This is a genomic window from Gelidibacter sediminis (genome assembly GCF_004364975.1).
Classification (GTDB): domain Bacteria; phylum Bacteroidota; class Bacteroidia; order Flavobacteriales; family Flavobacteriaceae; genus Gelidibacter; species Gelidibacter sediminis.
In genome coordinates this window covers 126,254-142,271 of sequence record NZ_SOBW01000008.1, presented here as the reverse complement: position 1 = coordinate 142,271, position 16,018 = coordinate 126,254, and the positions used below count along the sequence as shown (strand labels likewise).

Sequence of the window (16,018 nt, the reverse complement as noted above, 5' to 3'; positions counted from 1 at the left end):
GCTATTTTGAAGGTTTATGGGCATTCTTAAAATCTTCAATATTAAACTTAGAAAGCGCTTCTATCGCGGCCTTATAGCCAATGTTAAAGATAGCATCGCAATTTTTCTTATCAAAAGTGCCATATTTATCCAATGTTTTAGGGGCAACCATAATATCACAACTATCAAATTTAGGTTGATTTTCTATGGCCGCTTTAATTTTAAACACCCGCTCTACCACATTATGGGAGTGTTTTAAATCTTTGATGGACACCACATCAAATCCATCAACATAAACCCCAATTATAATATCGCATCGGTCTTGTAATGGTTCTATGGGAAAATTGTTAAGCGCTCCACCATCAGTATAATACGCATTTTTAATTTTGACTGGTGCATAGAGCCCAGGAAAAGATGCCGATGCCAAAACGGGTAGAATCAACTCTCCCTTCTCAAAAATTTTTAATTTCCCATTTAGAATATTGGTTCCGGTAATAAACAATTTTTTCTTCAAATACGAAAAATCATCATCTTTAATATACAGTTTGATATCATCATAAAATTTTTCTGAATCCATCAATCCAGGCTTTTTAATTGCATATTTTCTAAAACCCCATAACGAAACGTCTTTAAAAAATGCTAACATCTCTTCCCATGTATAACCATATGCATACAAAGACCCTACAATAGCTCCCGCACTAGAGGCAGCAATGTGGGTTGGAACTATGTGATGTTCTTCTAGCGCTTTAATGACGCCAATATGGGCAACTCCTCTCATGCCACCACCAGACAAAACCAATCCAATTTTAAGATCTTTTGTTAACATAATTTCAAAAATTTAAAGCTTAGCCTTGAGTTTACCTCTAAGTATTTTACGGCCATGTCTACACCCCTATTTGCCACCTTTGGCGTTGAGATTTAATGGTACAGCATTGGATTTTTTCAATACTGGCAACAACTCTTCAAGGGGTAACGCGATAGAATAAGAGCCCGTATAGGATGGACACATCACACAATCATCAAAATAAAACTCGACCACATCATCATTGACCACAAAATTATTTTTACTCGCAAAAAAGTCAGATGAAGAAACCTCCCAACAGTCGTAATATAAGTTCGCATTTTGAATATTACTGATTATTTTTTGATTTAAGATGTGTAAAACCTCTTCCTCAGAACCTTGATTGAAAAAATCTTCAAAGCTCATAAAAAGACCTTTATTCAAATCAAAGTTAAAACAATCAAAGGAATAGCTCGGATGCATTGCGCCTGATTGAAAATTTTCTTTATAAAAAAGGACACTGACCAGCTGGTCATTAACAATATAGATTTTATAATCTATAAACCGGTCTTCTCTAAATTTCAAGGATGCAATACTATCACACAGTAGTTTACTCGCGTCAATATCGGCTATAGCTTTATTGATGTTTACGTAATGATTGGTAATAAATTGATTAAAATTAGCATGGGTAGGTTTGAGCGATTCGTTCAATAGCGGGTATTTAAAATTGATGGTATAATCTTTACGTACTTCAATATATGTTTTTTCAATTAACAATGGCTCATAAGCTAATCTTTGGTCTTTCTTTTGAATAAGATCTTTTTGCTTCATCTCGATAGAGACAGACTTTTCATTCAATTCCATCGCCCCCTTGGGCATTGGCACACTATCAATTGATAATTGAATTTCTTCTTGATCCTTAATCTGATTAAAACCGCGCTCAGGATTATCATTTTTACAATTTAATAATAAAAATATTAGAAGCACTATATAGCTATATCTCATAATGTGGACTAAAAAATGTTGTTCATAAAAATAATTACAATAATGACATTTTACCATGACATCTATCAGGGTAGCACTAAAAACACAATTATATCATTTATATACACGCATCATACCATTAAATGTAAGTTATTCCCAACTAAAAATTTTCTTTTTATAAAAATAGTCTTTTACATAATTAACCATCTTTACTTATGTTGATTGTGGCACATTTACTACTATTTATATTCGTCTTATATTATGGATTATCCTTTTTATAATCCCTAATTTTTGTATTTTTATCAATTGTATTTTTTGGCTCCCATTTATGTTTGAACAAGATCAGAGAAAAGTATTTAAAACCCTATTAGGAGCGGTATCCGAAGGCGTCATCATAGTAGATGAAAACCAAACCATTGTAGAGATCAATACTTCCGCTGAAACTATTTTTGGCTATACAAGAGATGAACTTGTAGGCCAGCCTCTCAATACCTTAATTCCGCAAAGGTACCATGCCAGCCATGGTGGCCATTTTAATGAGTTCATGGAAAAACAGGAACGCAGACAAATGGGTAAAGGCCGTGATATATATGGCAGAAGGAAGGATGGCTCTATTTTTCCTGTCGAAGCTGGATTAAACCCTTTTGAAATTTATGACAAAACTTATGTGATGTCGCTTATTATCGATATAAGCGATCGAAAAAAGCAAGAGCAGGAAGTTTTAGAGCTTAACAATAGACTTGAGAAAAAAGTTGAGGAACGAACTAAAACCTTGCACCAAATTGTAGAGGAGCTTAAAGTTGTAAATTCTGAACTGGACACTGAAAATAAACGACGGATTAAGGCGGAGACCGAGACCCAAATTGCCCTTCAAAAGGAAATAGAACTCAATGAACTGAAAACCAAGTTTTTATCATTGGTGTCTCACGAATTTAAAACTCCATTAAGCGGCATTTTGACATCCACAGTTTTATTAGGCAAGTACAAATTGGCAGAGCAACAAGAAAAACGCGACAAGCACCTCAACACAATTATCAATAAGGTACATTATCTCAACAATATTCTTAACGATTTCCTTTCAGTAGAACGACTGGAGACCGGAAAGGTGAATTATACTTTTAAAACCTTTAAATTGAGTAAGGTTTTAAATGAGGTTATTTACAATGCCAACATGCTTCTAAAAGATGGACAAAAGATCAATTATCCAGAAAATATAGACGACATGTCATTACATCAGGATGAAAAAATCTTAGAACTCTCTTTATCCAATGTGGTTCATAATGCAATAAAATATTCGCCAGAACACACAAATATTGACATCAAAATTTTACAAGATGACATGCAAACTGTATTCACTATCAAAGACCAAGGTATAGGCATCCCTGAGATTGAGCAAAAAAATATTTTCAATCGTTACTTTAGAGCTGAAAACGTGTTAAACATTCAGGGTACAGGCATTGGACTTAACATTGTAAAAAGCCATTTAGAACATTTAGGAGGCACCATAGAGTTTTCAAGTAGAGAAAAAGAAGGGAGTACTTTTACAATTACATTACCAAATAAAGCACACTAATGAAAAGATTACTTTTAATAGAAGATGATACCGTTTTAAGAGAAAACACTGCTGAGTTGTTAGAACTCTCAGATTTTGAAGTGATAACCGCTCCTAATGGAAAAATTGGGATGCAATTTGCCAAAGAGCATCTCCCTGACCTTATTGTTTGTGATATTATGATGCCAGAAATGGATGGTTATGAGGTTTTAGAAGCACTGGCCAAAGAGAATAGTACAAAACACATTCCATTCATTTATTTATCAGCAAAAACAGAACGCAATGATGTTAGAAAAGGAATGAACCTGGGTGCTGATGATTATATTACCAAACCTTTTAGCGAAGAAGAACTCATTAGCGCCATAGAAAGTAGGTTGGCCAAAGTGTCAATTTTAAAGGAAATTCATGAAAAAGGTGAAACAGTTCCTGAAAATAGGTCAGAATTACGCACCTTAAACGATCTGAAAAACTTTTTTGATGACAATGGAGACACCATACATGTAGCAGAAGGTGATCATATTTATGAAGAGGGCCAGCATGCCAACACTATTTATTTAATTATAAAAGGGTTGGTTAAATGTCATATTTTAGATGAGCAAGGCAAAGAATTGACTACCGCACTGCACAAAGAGGATGATTTGTTTGGCTACACCTCATTTTCTGAAAACACCTCTTACCAAGAAACAGCAACTGCCATACAGAAAACGGAATTGGTTGGGGTTTCCAAAAACACACTTAAAGGCATCCTCAACACCAACCATCAGGTAACCATGGAATTGATTGATTTGCTCACTGAAGATATTAAAGGTACCAAAGATCAACTCTTACAAATGGCATACAGTTCTGTCCATAAAAAAACAGCCACCACCATATTAAAGTTTGCAGAGAAATTGAACAAAAAGTCCGATGAGGCCATCCGAATTTCTAGAAATGACCTCGCAAGTGTAGCTGGTATTGCCACAGAAACCCTAATAAGAACTATGTCTAGCTTTAAAAAGGAAGGCATTTTAGAGATAGAAGGCAGAAATATCAAGATTATTGATATTGAAAAATTAAAAAGCATAAGCTAGGAATACATCAGAATCAAACATGACTTTTATCATTTTTTAAGGTGATAAGGCCCTTTACATTTGTTGACGAAGAATTAACAAATGAAAAATATATTATTGCCAACAGATTTTTCAGAGAACGCATTGAATGCGATTAACTACGCATTGCATATGTTTGAAGAATCGGCATGTAATTTTTATTTACTGCATGTTGTCAAATCAAGTGGCTTCGGTATTAGCGATTCCCCATATATGATTTCAGCAACGCAGGTTAGTGATGTCTATACCCAAACTGCAAAAGCTAGATTAAAGGACTTATCAAATCATATTTCAACAACGCTCTCTACAAATAAAAAGCATAAGTTTTACACCATAATAGATCACAATTTCCTAGTCGATTCCATGAGGCAACAAGTGGCTGAGAAAAACATACACATGATTGTTATGGGAACCAAAGGTGCCACTGGGCTTAAAAAATTGATTGTAGGCAGCAATACTGGTGATGTGATTACCAAAGTGCATTGTAATGCTTTGGTAGTACCTGAAAACGCCACCTATACAACCCTTAAAGAAGTAGCCTTCCCTACTGATTTCTCAATGCTTTACAATATTGACATTCTTCAACCCGTAGTGAATGTTGTTGAAAAGCACGCTGCCGCTATCAGAATATTAAATATTAGTAAAAAAGACACGGTTCTGAATACTGATCAAATAAAAAATAAGGAACTCCTAGAAGATTACTTTAGCCATATTGACCATAGTTTTCACTTCTTAACAAACAATAAAGTTGAAAATGCGGTACAATGCTTTGTTGAAAGCCGTAATATTGATATGATTACCATGGTGGCAAAAAACCTTAATTATTTTCAACATATCCTATTTCATTCTAAGATTGAAAAAATAAGCTACCATACTGATGTACCGTTTTTAGTTCTTCATTAAGATCGCGTTTCTACTCTCTACCATAGCGCCCTAAGGATCTGATATTTATCATAGTTTTTATCCTCTATGAACGTTATCTTTAGTTGATAAACGTAGAGAATCATGAGAAGTATTTTAATCCCAACAGATTTTTCAGACAATGCCATGAACGCGGTGCGATATGCGCTCGAGCTTTTTAAATACGAAAGGTATGACTTCTACATCATGCATGCTTACGAAGATACCATTTATAAAGAAACCACAAATCTTACTCGAGAAAACATAGGTAAAGTTACCAAGGAGGTCGCTGATAGATCGGCCGCTGAATTGGACCGAATCCTAAAAGAAATCAACACATTTTCCCCAAACCCACGACACAAGTATCATACTATTTCATCCCATAATATTCTCATCGATGAAGCGGATAAAATTGTTGACGAAAAGAATATAGATCTTATAGTGATGGGTACACGAGGAAAGAGCAATGACAGAAAGATAACATTTGGGAGCCAGACCTTGCAAGTGTTAAAATACGTGCAATGCCCTGTGTTGGCAATTCCTGAAAAACAGCGCTACACACAACCTAAACATATTTTATTCCCTACTAATTATCTTATTCCATATAAAAGAAGAGAACTCAAATTATTGTGCGATATGGTAGCACCGTACCGCTCAATTATAGACGTGGTTTATATTTCAAAAATAAAAAAGTTGTCACTAAGACAAGAAGACAATCAATTATTCATGAAAGAAGCACTGTGTAAAAATGAAATCAATTTTAAGACTATAGACAGCAAAGATGTGGTGGCTTCTATAGAACAGTATGTTAATGAACACCCTATAGACATGTTGGTGATGGTAAATACTAGAGAATCATTTTTAGAATCTTTTCTCTATCCATCAAGAGTTGACCAACTCAGTTTAAAACTTAATGTGCCATTTTTGGCTATGCAAAATATTAAAAGAGACGGGTAAGACATAAAATCAGCACTTATGAAAAATATACTTTTGCCAACGGATTTTTCTGAAAACTCATGGAACGCCATCCGCTATGCAATGCATTTGTTTACAGATGAAGTGTGTACTTTTTATCTACTGAACACCTATACTCCTGTAATTTATCACGTAGAATATGTGCTAGGTCATCCTGCGCAATTTGGTTTGCAAGATTCTATTAGAAACACGGCACAGCAACAACTTAATACCCTCAGCAACCGTATCATTGAGGACTTTGGCAACAATCCTAAGCACGATATTCAGCAGATGGCCAGATTTGACGGTTTGGTATCCGGCATTAAAGAGTTTTTGAATTTACATGCCATACACCTAATTGTGATGGGCACTAAAGGAGCTACTGGCGCAAAGGAAGTCCTTTTTGGCTCCAACACTGTCCAAGTTTTTAAAAACGTAAAATGTCCTGTGTTGGCCATACCAGAAGGTTTTATTTATAAGAAACCTAATATAATTTTGTTTCCTTCAGATTATGGCATAACCTATCACAAAAAGCAACTCGAAATTCTATTTGACATCATCAATTCACAAGCTTCAAAAATCCATATTTTACATGTATTGACGTCTGTATTATCTGATTTTCAATTACGTAATAAAGCCAAGCTGCAACACCTATTATCTAATATAAACTATGCAATGCACGAAACTCAAGATGAAAATGTGATGCAAGGCATTACCAATTTGCAAAATGAGATTGCTGCAAACATGTTGGTCATGATAAATAACAAGAAATCATTTTTTGAAAATATATTGTTCAACTCGACAGTTAACCAAATTGGATTCCATTTAACAACTCCCTTTTTAGTCATCCCTTCACAGATCAATTCTAAAAATATATCATCATGAAAAAGTCTATTTTAATACCTACTGATTTTTCAGAAAATGCATGGAGCGCTTTAAACTATGCCTTAAAATTTTATGCTGGTGAAGAATGTACCTTCTACCTGCTCAACTCATATTATTTTTCAAATGCTCACTCCCGAACCTTTATCACTAGCCACTTTATTGCCACATTAAAAGAAGCCTCGCAACGCGACTTGGTTGCGTTGAAAAACAAAATTGAAAAACAAAACACCAACACAGCACATTCTTTTGAGATCATAATGAGCAGTGATGAATTGTCATATGCCATTAAACATAGTATCGAAAAATATAGCATTGATACTGTGGTTATGGGCACAAAAGGTGCTTCTGGTATAGACAAATTCTTTTTTGGGAGCAATACGGTTAAGACTATCCAAAATATTAAAAGCTGCCCTGTACTTGCTGTGCCTGACAACATGGCTTTTGTGGCGCCTAGACAAATTGCATTTGCGACAGATTTTAACCGTCCTTATGTTAAAGCCGTGCTAGATAAGTTACTCGCACTCATCAATCTACATGATGCCCATCTCAATGTAGTGCATATTAATGTTGAAAAAACGCTGAGCGATGTCCAACAAAAAAACGTAAATGAATTGAAGGAATTTTTGAAGGATAACAAACATAGCTTCCATTGGATGCCAGCCTACTCAACAAAATCTGAAATCATTAATGATTTTATTAAAGAAATGAATATAGACATGTTAGCCATGTTTAACTATAGACACAGTATTATCGAAAACATGACCAAAGAACCTATCATTAAAAAAATAGGTTATCACCCCATCATTCCATTTCTAATCATTCCAGCCAATAATTGATAATGTGATGAACTACCACCTCCTTTAATTTTATTTTATAAAACAAGAGCACTCATGAAACGACGATTATTAATTCCGACAGACTTTTCAGTTAATGCCACACGAGCCCTTAACTACGCCATAGAGCTATATAAAGATGAGCCTTGTATTTTTTATCTTTTAAATGTGTTTTTTATTGATTCCAATAATATTGAAGACCTCATGAACATGGAGCCCGGCAATGGTTTCTATGAAGCTTCAAAAGCTGAATCGATAAGCGGTTTGGAAAACGTAATGAATGAATTGGTTTTTGGCTCTAAAGGCAATCCCAAACACAGTTTTCAAACCATTTCAATTTGCAACCATCCTCTGGATGCTATTAAGTCTGTCGTGGAAGAAAAGGATATAGATCTTATTATTATGGGAACGCGAGGCCAATCCAACTCCGGAAGTAAAATTTATGGCAGTACAGCCTTAAGTGTAATGGAGAAGGTTAGAAACTGTCCAGTGATAGTGGTCCCTAAGTTGGCAAAATCAAACCTACCAAAAGAAATTGTCTTCCCTACTAATTACAAAACACAGTTTAAAGGTTGCAATCTAAAATACCTAACTGACATTGCCAAACGGTGTAATGCTTCAATTAAAATTTTGCACATCATGGAAGGTGCTGAGTTGACCGAAAAACAACTGATAAAACAAAATCAATTGGAAGACTATTTTGATGGCGTTCAATACTCATTCCATTTTTTAAGAAACATTTCCATTCCAGCTGCCATAAATTGTTTTGTGGAAAGTAGGGAAAGTGATATGGTTGCCTTCATTAATAGAAAACATTCCTTCTTTGCAAGTATCATCAATCAGCCTCTGGTCAAAGGGATTGCAAATGATTCTAGAGTACCAATATTGGTTATGCATGATTTGAGAAACTAGAGATGATCATACTCTAAATGCAAAACCCGCATGTAGTATACACCTGACAACATGCGTTTTAAACCCATTCATAATGAAAATTGCTATGGAACCTAATTTTGACATTATTAAAACTTCCGGTGAAAAAGTCAAATTTTCATTGCGCAACTTGCGTTCATCCCTTGCAAAATCAGGTGCCGATGACCAAACCATACAAGAAATTATTACTAAAGTAAAATATGAGTTATATGATGGTATTTCCACAAAAGAACTATATAACAGAGCTTTTGCCTTACTTAAAAAAAAAGGCAGTCATTTGGCCTCCAAATACAAATTAAAAAAAGCAATATATGAACTGGGGCCAACAGGATATCCATTTGAACGGTTTGTAGCGGCTATTTTAAAGTACTCAGGATATGACACCCATGTCAGTCAAATATTTAAAGGCCATTGTGTGCGTCATGAAATAGATGTTGTAGCCATTAAAAATGATACGACAACATTTATAGAATGCAAATTTCATAGTGAAGAAGGCAGGAATTGCAACGTAAAGGTGCCTTTATACATTGCTTCACGTTATCATGATCTTAAAACGCATTGGAGCGCCACGCCTCAAAATTCCACATTGGATATAGGCTGGGTAGTAACCAATACGAGGTTTACCGAAGATGCTTTGCAGTATGGAAAATGTATCGGTCTATATCTCCTAAGTTGGGATTATCCAAACAATGATGGTTTAAAAGACCGGATTGATAGATTAGGGCTTTATCCTATAACAGTGTCTACACAATTAACCAATCGGGAAAAGCAATTTTTATTAAGTCGAGATCTCGTACTTTATCGCGATTTGTTAGATGACGTTTTCTTCTTGGATCATTTAGGGATATCTGAAGTACGAAAGACTAAAATTAATAAAGAGATTAAACTTCTCTGTAAACTTTGAAGACATATGGTTTCTAATGTAAAAGTCACTTTTCTAGGCGCCTCTAATGTTGTTACAGGTTCGAAGTTTTTTATTGAAACCCCAGAATTAAATATTCTTATTGATTGTGGGGTGTTTCAGGGTTTGAAAGAACTCCGCCAACTCAATTGGGTAGACCTTCCAATATCTGTAGCCAATATAGATTTAGTATTGCTTACGCACGGCCATTTAGATCATGTGGGATACCTGCCAAGACTTGTTAAACAAGGCTTTAGTGGTAAAATTATTGGGACGGGACCAACCTTGGCTATTGCGGAAATAATTTTAAGGGATAGTGCAAAGATCCATGAAGAAGATGCCGGAAAAGCTAATGAAAAAAATTATACTAAACACAACCCTGCCCTACCATTTTATAGCGTTGAAGATGTTGAGCAAACTCTACTTATGTTTCATGCCAAAGAAGAAGCGCACTGGATAGAATTGTCTGAACATATAGCTTATAGGTTTCAATATAATGGACATATTCTTGGGGCAACCTTTATAGAATTGGATATCAATACCAAGCGATTTGTGTTTTCTGGTGACATTGGGAGGCCCCATGATTTTTTGCTAGAGCAACCTAAACGACCTTCAAGCGCAGATTATCTTTTTATAGAAAGCACTTATGGCAATAAAAACCATCCTAATGAAGATGTAGAACAATTGCTTACCAATATCATCTTAGAAACAATTGAGAAAAAAGGCAATCTGATTATTCCCAGTTTCGCGGTAGAGCGGCTTCAGGTATTGATGTTTATACTTTATAACCTTAATCAGAAAAACAAAATTCCCAACATCCCAATTTTTGTAGATAGTCCAATGGGTAATAATGTATTGGACGTGTTTAAACGCTTTCCTAAATGGCATAAACTTTCTGACGCTGAATTTAATCATATGTACAACCATACCAACATTATAGAATCTTATAAAGAGACCTGGGAAACAATTGACGATAAGCGCTCTAAAATTATTATCGCCGGCAGCGGGATGGTCACGGGTGGAAGGGTCCTTACCTATTTGCAGCAACTTATTGACGACACGTCTACCACCGTTTTATTGGTTGGATACCAAGCGGAAGGCACTCGCGGCCGACAGTTATATGACGGTGCTCATGAAATTAAATTTGGAGGAAAATATTATTCTGTTAAGGCGACCATAAAACATCTTGAAAGTTTATCAGCCCATGCTGATCAAAAAGAATTGTTGAATTGGATGGGCGCTATTGTAAATGTTCCTGAAAAAGTATATCTTATCCATGGAGAGCCGTCTGCAACAAATGCTTTACGAGTAAAGATAACAGACACCTTTAATTGGAATGTAAGCATACCAAAGCTCTTTGACGTTGTAAATTTAACTGTTTAAAAAAATACAATCATGAACACCTATGAAATCCATAAATATGCCTACTCCGATAAAAACACTGAGGAACTCCAATTTAATCTGGCATTTTACAAGTCGCGTTTGGAACTTTTAATGCAGGATTTAGAGTTTTTTAAACACCTCCTAAGTTCTCATATATTCGATTCAAAAACACCTAATTTATTCGAAACGATTGAAAAGTTTAAAACTCAAATTGATCAACATACAAAGGTTATGTTAACTTTAACAACGGAGGTGGAAAAACAATTTAAGGAAGTTCAACTTAAAGTAGAATGCGACGAGTTGTCATGCGACAATTATTTTCTTAAACAATACCATGATACAGAATTAGAAGTTGTTAAGTTTTTAAGCCAAGCGGGCCAATTAAAATCTGAAATGATGGAATACACTAAAGGATTAATTCTATAATTGACCTCCAATTTATTGCCAACACCATTGCGAGCACCTTAAAAATTGGAAATATTAAGGGTGGAAGACCAATATTGGAAATTGAGCATGCTTAGTAATTTCAGTGGTTGCTGAACCTACAAATAGGCGCTCTAAAAAGGATTCCTGTTGTGCAACAAGACCTACAATATCTATTGAATTTGTTTGCAAATAAGTGCTTACAGCATATACCATCGGGACATGTTCAATCAGGTAATAGTGGTAATTAGTGTCTTTCACAAGTAAATCGAGCTCCTGAATGTCCGCCACCTTAAGGTCTTTATGACCCATTTCAGAATCTAATCTGATCACATGTAATGCAAGTTGGTGAGCAACGATGAATTTTTTTAAAGTTTTAATGTAGGTGCCCTTTAATTGATCTGAACGGTCTAACGCCAAGAGCATTGCTTTTGGAGGTTGTTGGTAGACATATTTTTGAGGTATAACCAAGGTGGTACACATCACCTTCCTGATTACATTTATGGTATTGCTACCAAAAACAACTTCATTTGCTCCAGTAGCGCCGTTTGTGCCCATAACTATGAGTGTTATGTTTTTCGTTTTAACAAGCTGCTTTACCGCTGTTATTAAGAAATCATAGTCCACGGACACCTTAAAACTAAAATTATCACTTTGAAATTCTGATTCTAAATTAGCTACATAATCAATTAGCTTTAATCGATTTTTGTTGACAAGCGATTCATACAAACTCGACGATGCCTGAACTATTACATCATCAGTAATGTAAGATTTGGAATCTTGAACATAGAGCAGATGAAAGGTACACTTTTCTTTTTCAAAGAGTTTTAGCGCATAAGAAATGGCGTTTTTAGATGGATCGGAAAAATCAGTTAATAGCAGAATATTTTTCATGATTCATATATTATACCCTAAATTACTTAAATCATTACGGGCAGCATATGATATTGGTCATTCGTACGAGTAATCTAAATTGAGACCTTGCCTGACCTAATAAAAATACAAGAGCAATTGCATTAAATAAAAAAAACCTTGTAAATTAATAACTTACAAGGTTTTAAATAGGATTATAATTACTCTTTAATTAGGCATCTCAATATAATAATCTTTAAAACGCCATTGGGTAATGCCTCCTTTAAGATCATAAATTTTTATAAATCCAGCATTTTTCAGTTTTTCAGCACATTTTTTACTCCTACCACCAGAATGGCAATACAAAATAACTGGTTTGGTTTTATCCAGCTTTTCAATATCTTCGTCAAAAGTTGGGGAATTGAAGTCAATATTTTGCGAGTTTTTGATAAATCCGTTTAGGCGTTCCTGAGCTGTTCTTACATCTACCAGCTGCACATCCTCCAATTCCATTAGCGCCTGCATTTCTTCAGGAGTCACCAATTGTATCTCACCGTCAATATCATCCTTACAACTTGTCAAAAAAGCAGCTGTAACAACGGTAAAAATTAGCAAAAGGCGTTTCATAAGTAATAATTTAGTAGTCTTGTGAAATAATGAAATAATCTTTATTTTGTTGAAGCCCCGTCCCAATTACTGAAACCGCCCATAAGGTTATAAGTGTTTGCAATGCCCAGTTGATTCATTATGGAACAGGCCTGACCACTTCTTCCACCTGAACGGCAATATACGTAATAGTGTTTTTCTGAATCCAATTCCTTAAGGGCATCAATAAAATCCTGACCTTGATGAATATCCAAATTAATGGCTCCAGGAATATACCCTTCATTAACCTCCTCTTCTGTTCTTACATCTAAAATTACTGCATTCTCATCCTTATCTAATTGAGAAGCCCATTCTTGTTGAGTTAAATCTGCCATTGTAGTTGTTTTTAAGGCAACAAATTTAACAATTCTATAAGATAAAGACAAAAAAATCCAAGGTGTTACACTTCAGATTCAATTTTTAACATTTCGATCTATTAACATAAATCTTAGTCTCAGTAAAATTTATGTTGAATACTAATGAGAATCTGAACTCCATTAATATTTAATTGAACATCCAATTGCTCTCGTTTCTGTTTGTTCAATTGATTTTCCTGAGAGTAATGCTTCAACAGCATTTTCAACATACTTAGTCTTAACCGCAGTCTCATCCTGATAATTGTCGTCAATTGCGCCAATGTACTTTACTTGATTACCTGCAATTGTTTTCTGCAATACAAATACATGTGGCGTTTTTGTAGCACCATACTGTGGATAAATTTTTTGGCCTTGATCAATTAAATATGGAAACGTATACGCTTTTTTCTTCGCTTTTAATTGCATGGCCTCCATACTATCTCCCGGTTGTAGCGCAGTATTATTAGGCATAATTGCTATGATCGGATAGCCTTGTGGGGCGTATTTTCTATTGAGTGCAAGTATTCGATCTTCGTAAGATATCGCATAAGGACAAACATTTGAAGTAAAAATGACGATAAAGCCCTTAGCACTTGTATAATCAGACAAAGACACCATAGTGCCATCTACATTTTCCAAACTAAAGTCTGTTGCCATATCGCCCACTTTATAACCATTGCTAACTGAAGTAAATGCAGAGAGCACAACTACTGCAACAATTGTGAGACTTCCTTTTAATATGTTCATAATACGAATTTAAATTCTAATGCGATTCCTCTCGAGAAGCGTTATAATGGTCTCTATATCTAATTGATGAATTTTAGAAGTTCCGCTTCCAGTTCTTCAAAAGTAAAGGGTTGTTCATAAAACGCCCGATTGTCTTTACTAAAAATAAGCGTGGCAGGAATGGCTCCAGACCAATCTGGGTTGATTTCCGGAATCCAAGAATTAGAGTCGGGATCATTTAAAACTACAACTTCAGATGTTAGTTTATTCTTTTTGATAAATGGTTTTAAATGCGATTCATACTTTCTCGGAAAATCTAAACTGACCAAGGTAACCTTGACGCCTTTATTTTTATATTTTTTATTGATGGCTTCAAAATATGGCATTTCCTTAATACAAGGGGCACACCATGTAGCCCAAAAATTAACCACGTATACACTATCAGTCATAGTTTTTAAATATGGTTTTAACCCTTCAAAATCATAGACGGTTAAGTCTAGCTCTATATTGGATTCTTTTTGAAGATCAGCCGCAACAGTGCTATTTTCATTTGCATCATTTTTGCAAGACAGAAGTATAACCAATAGTATTAAAGACAGTATTCTCATACTATAAATGTAGACAACCATTTCATGTCTATTGAAATTTTAACAAAAAATTATTTAAAAAAAATATTGCGGTATTTCTAAAATTACATACCTTTGTATATACAATTGTTGTACATGAAAGAGTTAGAAGACATTTTAAAAACTACATCTGAGATTTCATTAGCTAAGAAAACTGTGATCAACATTTCTCTAACTAGTGTAGATTTTAGAGACAGCATATCTAATGTTCTGAAACCGTTTGATATTTCAATTGAACAGTTTAATGTGCTTCGAATTTTAAGAGGACAAAACGGGAACCCTACCAACCTTCAAGACATTCAGGATAGGATGGTCAGTAAAATGAGTAATACGACCCGATTGGTAGATAAACTTATTTTAAAAGGTTTTGTAGAACGCTTTGTCTGTGAACACAATCGTAGAAAAGTAGAAATTTTTATCACAAAAAAGGGTCTAAAAGCGTTAGAAACTATTGATCCGTTAGTGCTTTCAGCTGAGACAAAGCTCACAGAAGCATTGAGCAAGGATGAATTAATTACCCTGAACATATTATTATCAAAACTTAGAGATTAAACATAAGAAAACGATTATGACAAATTATATTAAAAATTTAAATTGGAGATATGCGACTAAAAAATTTGACAGCACCAAAAAAATTGCTGCAGAAGATTTAGATCAATTAAAGGATGCCATTCAACTTTCTGCATCTTCTTACGGTCTCCAGCCTTATAAAGTTTTAATTATTGAAGATCAAAAAATAAAGGAACAATTGAAAGCTGCATCATGGGGACAATCTCAAATTACAGATGCGTCTCACGTCATTGTTTTTGCTAATATGACCGACTTTGACGAGTCTTTAATCAATGATTATATTGAGAATATAGGCATCACCAGAAGTATTGAGCCTGTTAATCTTAAAGGGTATGCAGATTTTATGATCAACACCTTAAATCCGTTACCAAAAGACGCTAAAGCATCTTGGACGGCAAAACAAACGTATATAGCCTTGGGTAATCTTTTATCTGCAGCAGCGGAGTTTAAAATTGATGCCTGCCCAATGGAAGGTTTTGATGCTGATCAGTATAATGAGATCTTGGGACTAAACGAGCAAAATCTAAATGCAGCGGTTGTTGCAGCCATAGGATACAGATCAGAAGAAGACGAAACTCAACATAATAAAAAAGTAAGAAAACCAAAAAAAGAATTATTCACAACTATTTAATATTTAAACTTTAAAAACA

At 34.7% G+C, this 16,018-nt stretch carries 19 protein-coding genes; 12 read left to right on the top strand and 7 right to left on the bottom strand.

Annotated features, from left to right (window positions below; translation table 11 throughout):
• Window position 1 precedes the first annotated feature (1 nt).
• Together BXY82_RS07305 and BXY82_RS07300 are read right to left on the bottom strand one after the other, a co-directional pair.
• Window positions 2-805, bottom strand: coding sequence for a patatin-like phospholipase family protein (locus BXY82_RS07305; protein WP_133757553.1), 804 nt, complete (start codon window positions 803-805; stop codon window positions 2-4).
• Between the two features lie 66 nt (window positions 806-871).
• The gene (locus BXY82_RS07300; RefSeq protein WP_166643269.1) at window positions 872-1,765 is read right to left on the bottom strand and encodes a DUF3298 domain-containing protein; all 894 of its coding nucleotides are present in this window, start codon (window positions 1,763-1,765) and stop codon (window positions 872-874) included.
• Window positions 1,766-2,072: 307 nt separating this feature from the next.
• On the opposite strand from BXY82_RS07300, the gene BXY82_RS07295 reads away from it, so the two are divergent.
• From BXY82_RS07295 to BXY82_RS07250, 10 genes are all read left to right on the top strand, one after another.
• On the top strand, window positions 2,073-3,317 hold the full coding sequence (locus BXY82_RS07295) for a PAS domain-containing sensor histidine kinase (protein ID WP_133757551.1): 1,245 nt from the start codon (window positions 2,073-2,075) through the stop codon (window positions 3,315-3,317).
• Window positions 3,317-4,366, top strand: a complete 1,050-nt coding sequence (locus tag BXY82_RS07290; RefSeq protein ID WP_133757550.1) for a response regulator — start codon at window positions 3,317-3,319, stop codon at window positions 4,364-4,366. The genes BXY82_RS07295 and BXY82_RS07290 overlap by 1 nt, the downstream gene beginning before the upstream one ends.
• Before the next feature lie 81 nt (window positions 4,367-4,447).
• The gene (locus BXY82_RS07285) at window positions 4,448-5,287 is read left to right on the top strand and encodes a universal stress protein (RefSeq protein ID WP_133757549.1); all 840 of its coding nucleotides are present in this window, start codon (window positions 4,448-4,450) and stop codon (window positions 5,285-5,287) included.
• Between the two features lie 102 nt (window positions 5,288-5,389).
• Window positions 5,390-6,241: a universal stress protein gene (locus BXY82_RS07280; protein ID WP_133757548.1), complete on the top strand. Its 852-nt coding sequence runs from the start codon at window positions 5,390-5,392 to the stop codon at window positions 6,239-6,241.
• An 18-nt stretch (window positions 6,242-6,259) separates the two neighbouring features.
• Window positions 6,260-7,123, top strand: coding sequence for a universal stress protein (locus tag BXY82_RS07275; protein ID WP_133757547.1), 864 nt, complete (start codon window positions 6,260-6,262; stop codon window positions 7,121-7,123).
• Window positions 7,120-7,959 carry a universal stress protein gene (locus BXY82_RS07270; RefSeq protein WP_133757546.1) on the top strand — a complete coding sequence of 280 codons (840 nt, stop codon included), beginning with the start codon at window positions 7,120-7,122 and terminating at the stop codon, window positions 7,957-7,959. Before BXY82_RS07275 ends, BXY82_RS07270 begins: the two co-directional genes overlap by 4 nt.
• A gap of 54 nt (window positions 7,960-8,013) precedes the next feature.
• A complete protein-coding gene (locus tag BXY82_RS07265) occupies window positions 8,014-8,868 on the top strand; it encodes a universal stress protein (protein ID WP_133757545.1) in 855 nt (284 codons plus the stop codon).
• A 73-nt stretch (window positions 8,869-8,941) separates the two neighbouring features.
• Window positions 8,942-9,790 (top strand): PDDEXK family nuclease, encoded by an 849-nt coding sequence (locus tag BXY82_RS07260; RefSeq protein WP_243835735.1) that lies wholly within the window; start codon window positions 8,942-8,944, stop codon window positions 9,788-9,790.
• A 6-nt stretch (window positions 9,791-9,796) separates the two neighbouring features.
• A complete protein-coding gene (locus tag BXY82_RS07255) occupies window positions 9,797-11,170 on the top strand; it encodes an MBL fold metallo-hydrolase RNA specificity domain-containing protein (RefSeq protein ID WP_133757544.1) in 1,374 nt (457 codons plus the stop codon).
• A gap of 12 nt (window positions 11,171-11,182) precedes the next feature.
• Window positions 11,183-11,596, top strand: coding sequence for a hypothetical protein (locus tag BXY82_RS07250; protein ID WP_133757543.1), 414 nt, complete (start codon window positions 11,183-11,185; stop codon window positions 11,594-11,596).
• Between the two features lie 54 nt (window positions 11,597-11,650).
• On the opposite strand, the gene BXY82_RS07245 is transcribed toward BXY82_RS07250, so the two are convergent.
• The 5 genes from BXY82_RS07245 to BXY82_RS07225 form a co-directional block, all read right to left on the bottom strand.
• Entirely contained in the window at window positions 11,651-12,487 is an 837-nt protein-coding gene (locus tag BXY82_RS07245) for a universal stress protein (RefSeq protein ID WP_133757542.1), read from the bottom strand.
• Between the two features lie 186 nt (window positions 12,488-12,673).
• On the bottom strand, window positions 12,674-13,072 hold the full coding sequence (locus tag BXY82_RS07240; RefSeq protein ID WP_133757541.1) for a rhodanese-like domain-containing protein: 399 nt from the start codon (window positions 13,070-13,072) through the stop codon (window positions 12,674-12,676).
• Window positions 13,073-13,113: 41 nt separating this feature from the next.
• Window positions 13,114-13,425, bottom strand: coding sequence for a rhodanese-like domain-containing protein (locus BXY82_RS07235; RefSeq protein WP_133757540.1), 312 nt, complete (start codon window positions 13,423-13,425; stop codon window positions 13,114-13,116).
• 162 nt (window positions 13,426-13,587) lie between these two features.
• A complete protein-coding gene (locus BXY82_RS07230; protein ID WP_133757539.1) occupies window positions 13,588-14,193 on the bottom strand; it encodes a thioredoxin family protein in 606 nt (201 codons plus the stop codon).
• 59 nt (window positions 14,194-14,252) lie between these two features.
• A complete protein-coding gene (locus tag BXY82_RS07225; RefSeq protein ID WP_133757538.1) occupies window positions 14,253-14,780 on the bottom strand; it encodes a TlpA disulfide reductase family protein in 528 nt (175 codons plus the stop codon).
• Between the two features lie 114 nt (window positions 14,781-14,894).
• On the opposite strand from BXY82_RS07225, the gene BXY82_RS07220 reads away from it, so the two are divergent.
• Together BXY82_RS07220 and BXY82_RS07215 are read left to right on the top strand one after the other, a co-directional pair.
• Window positions 14,895-15,350: a MarR family winged helix-turn-helix transcriptional regulator gene (locus BXY82_RS07220; RefSeq protein WP_133757537.1), complete on the top strand. Its 456-nt coding sequence runs from the start codon at window positions 14,895-14,897 to the stop codon at window positions 15,348-15,350.
• Window positions 15,351-15,366: 16 nt separating this feature from the next.
• Complete coding sequence (locus BXY82_RS07215; protein ID WP_133757536.1) at window positions 15,367-15,999, top strand: NAD(P)H-dependent oxidoreductase; 633 nt, start codon at window positions 15,367-15,369, stop codon at window positions 15,997-15,999.
• Window positions 16,000-16,018 lie beyond the last annotated feature (19 nt).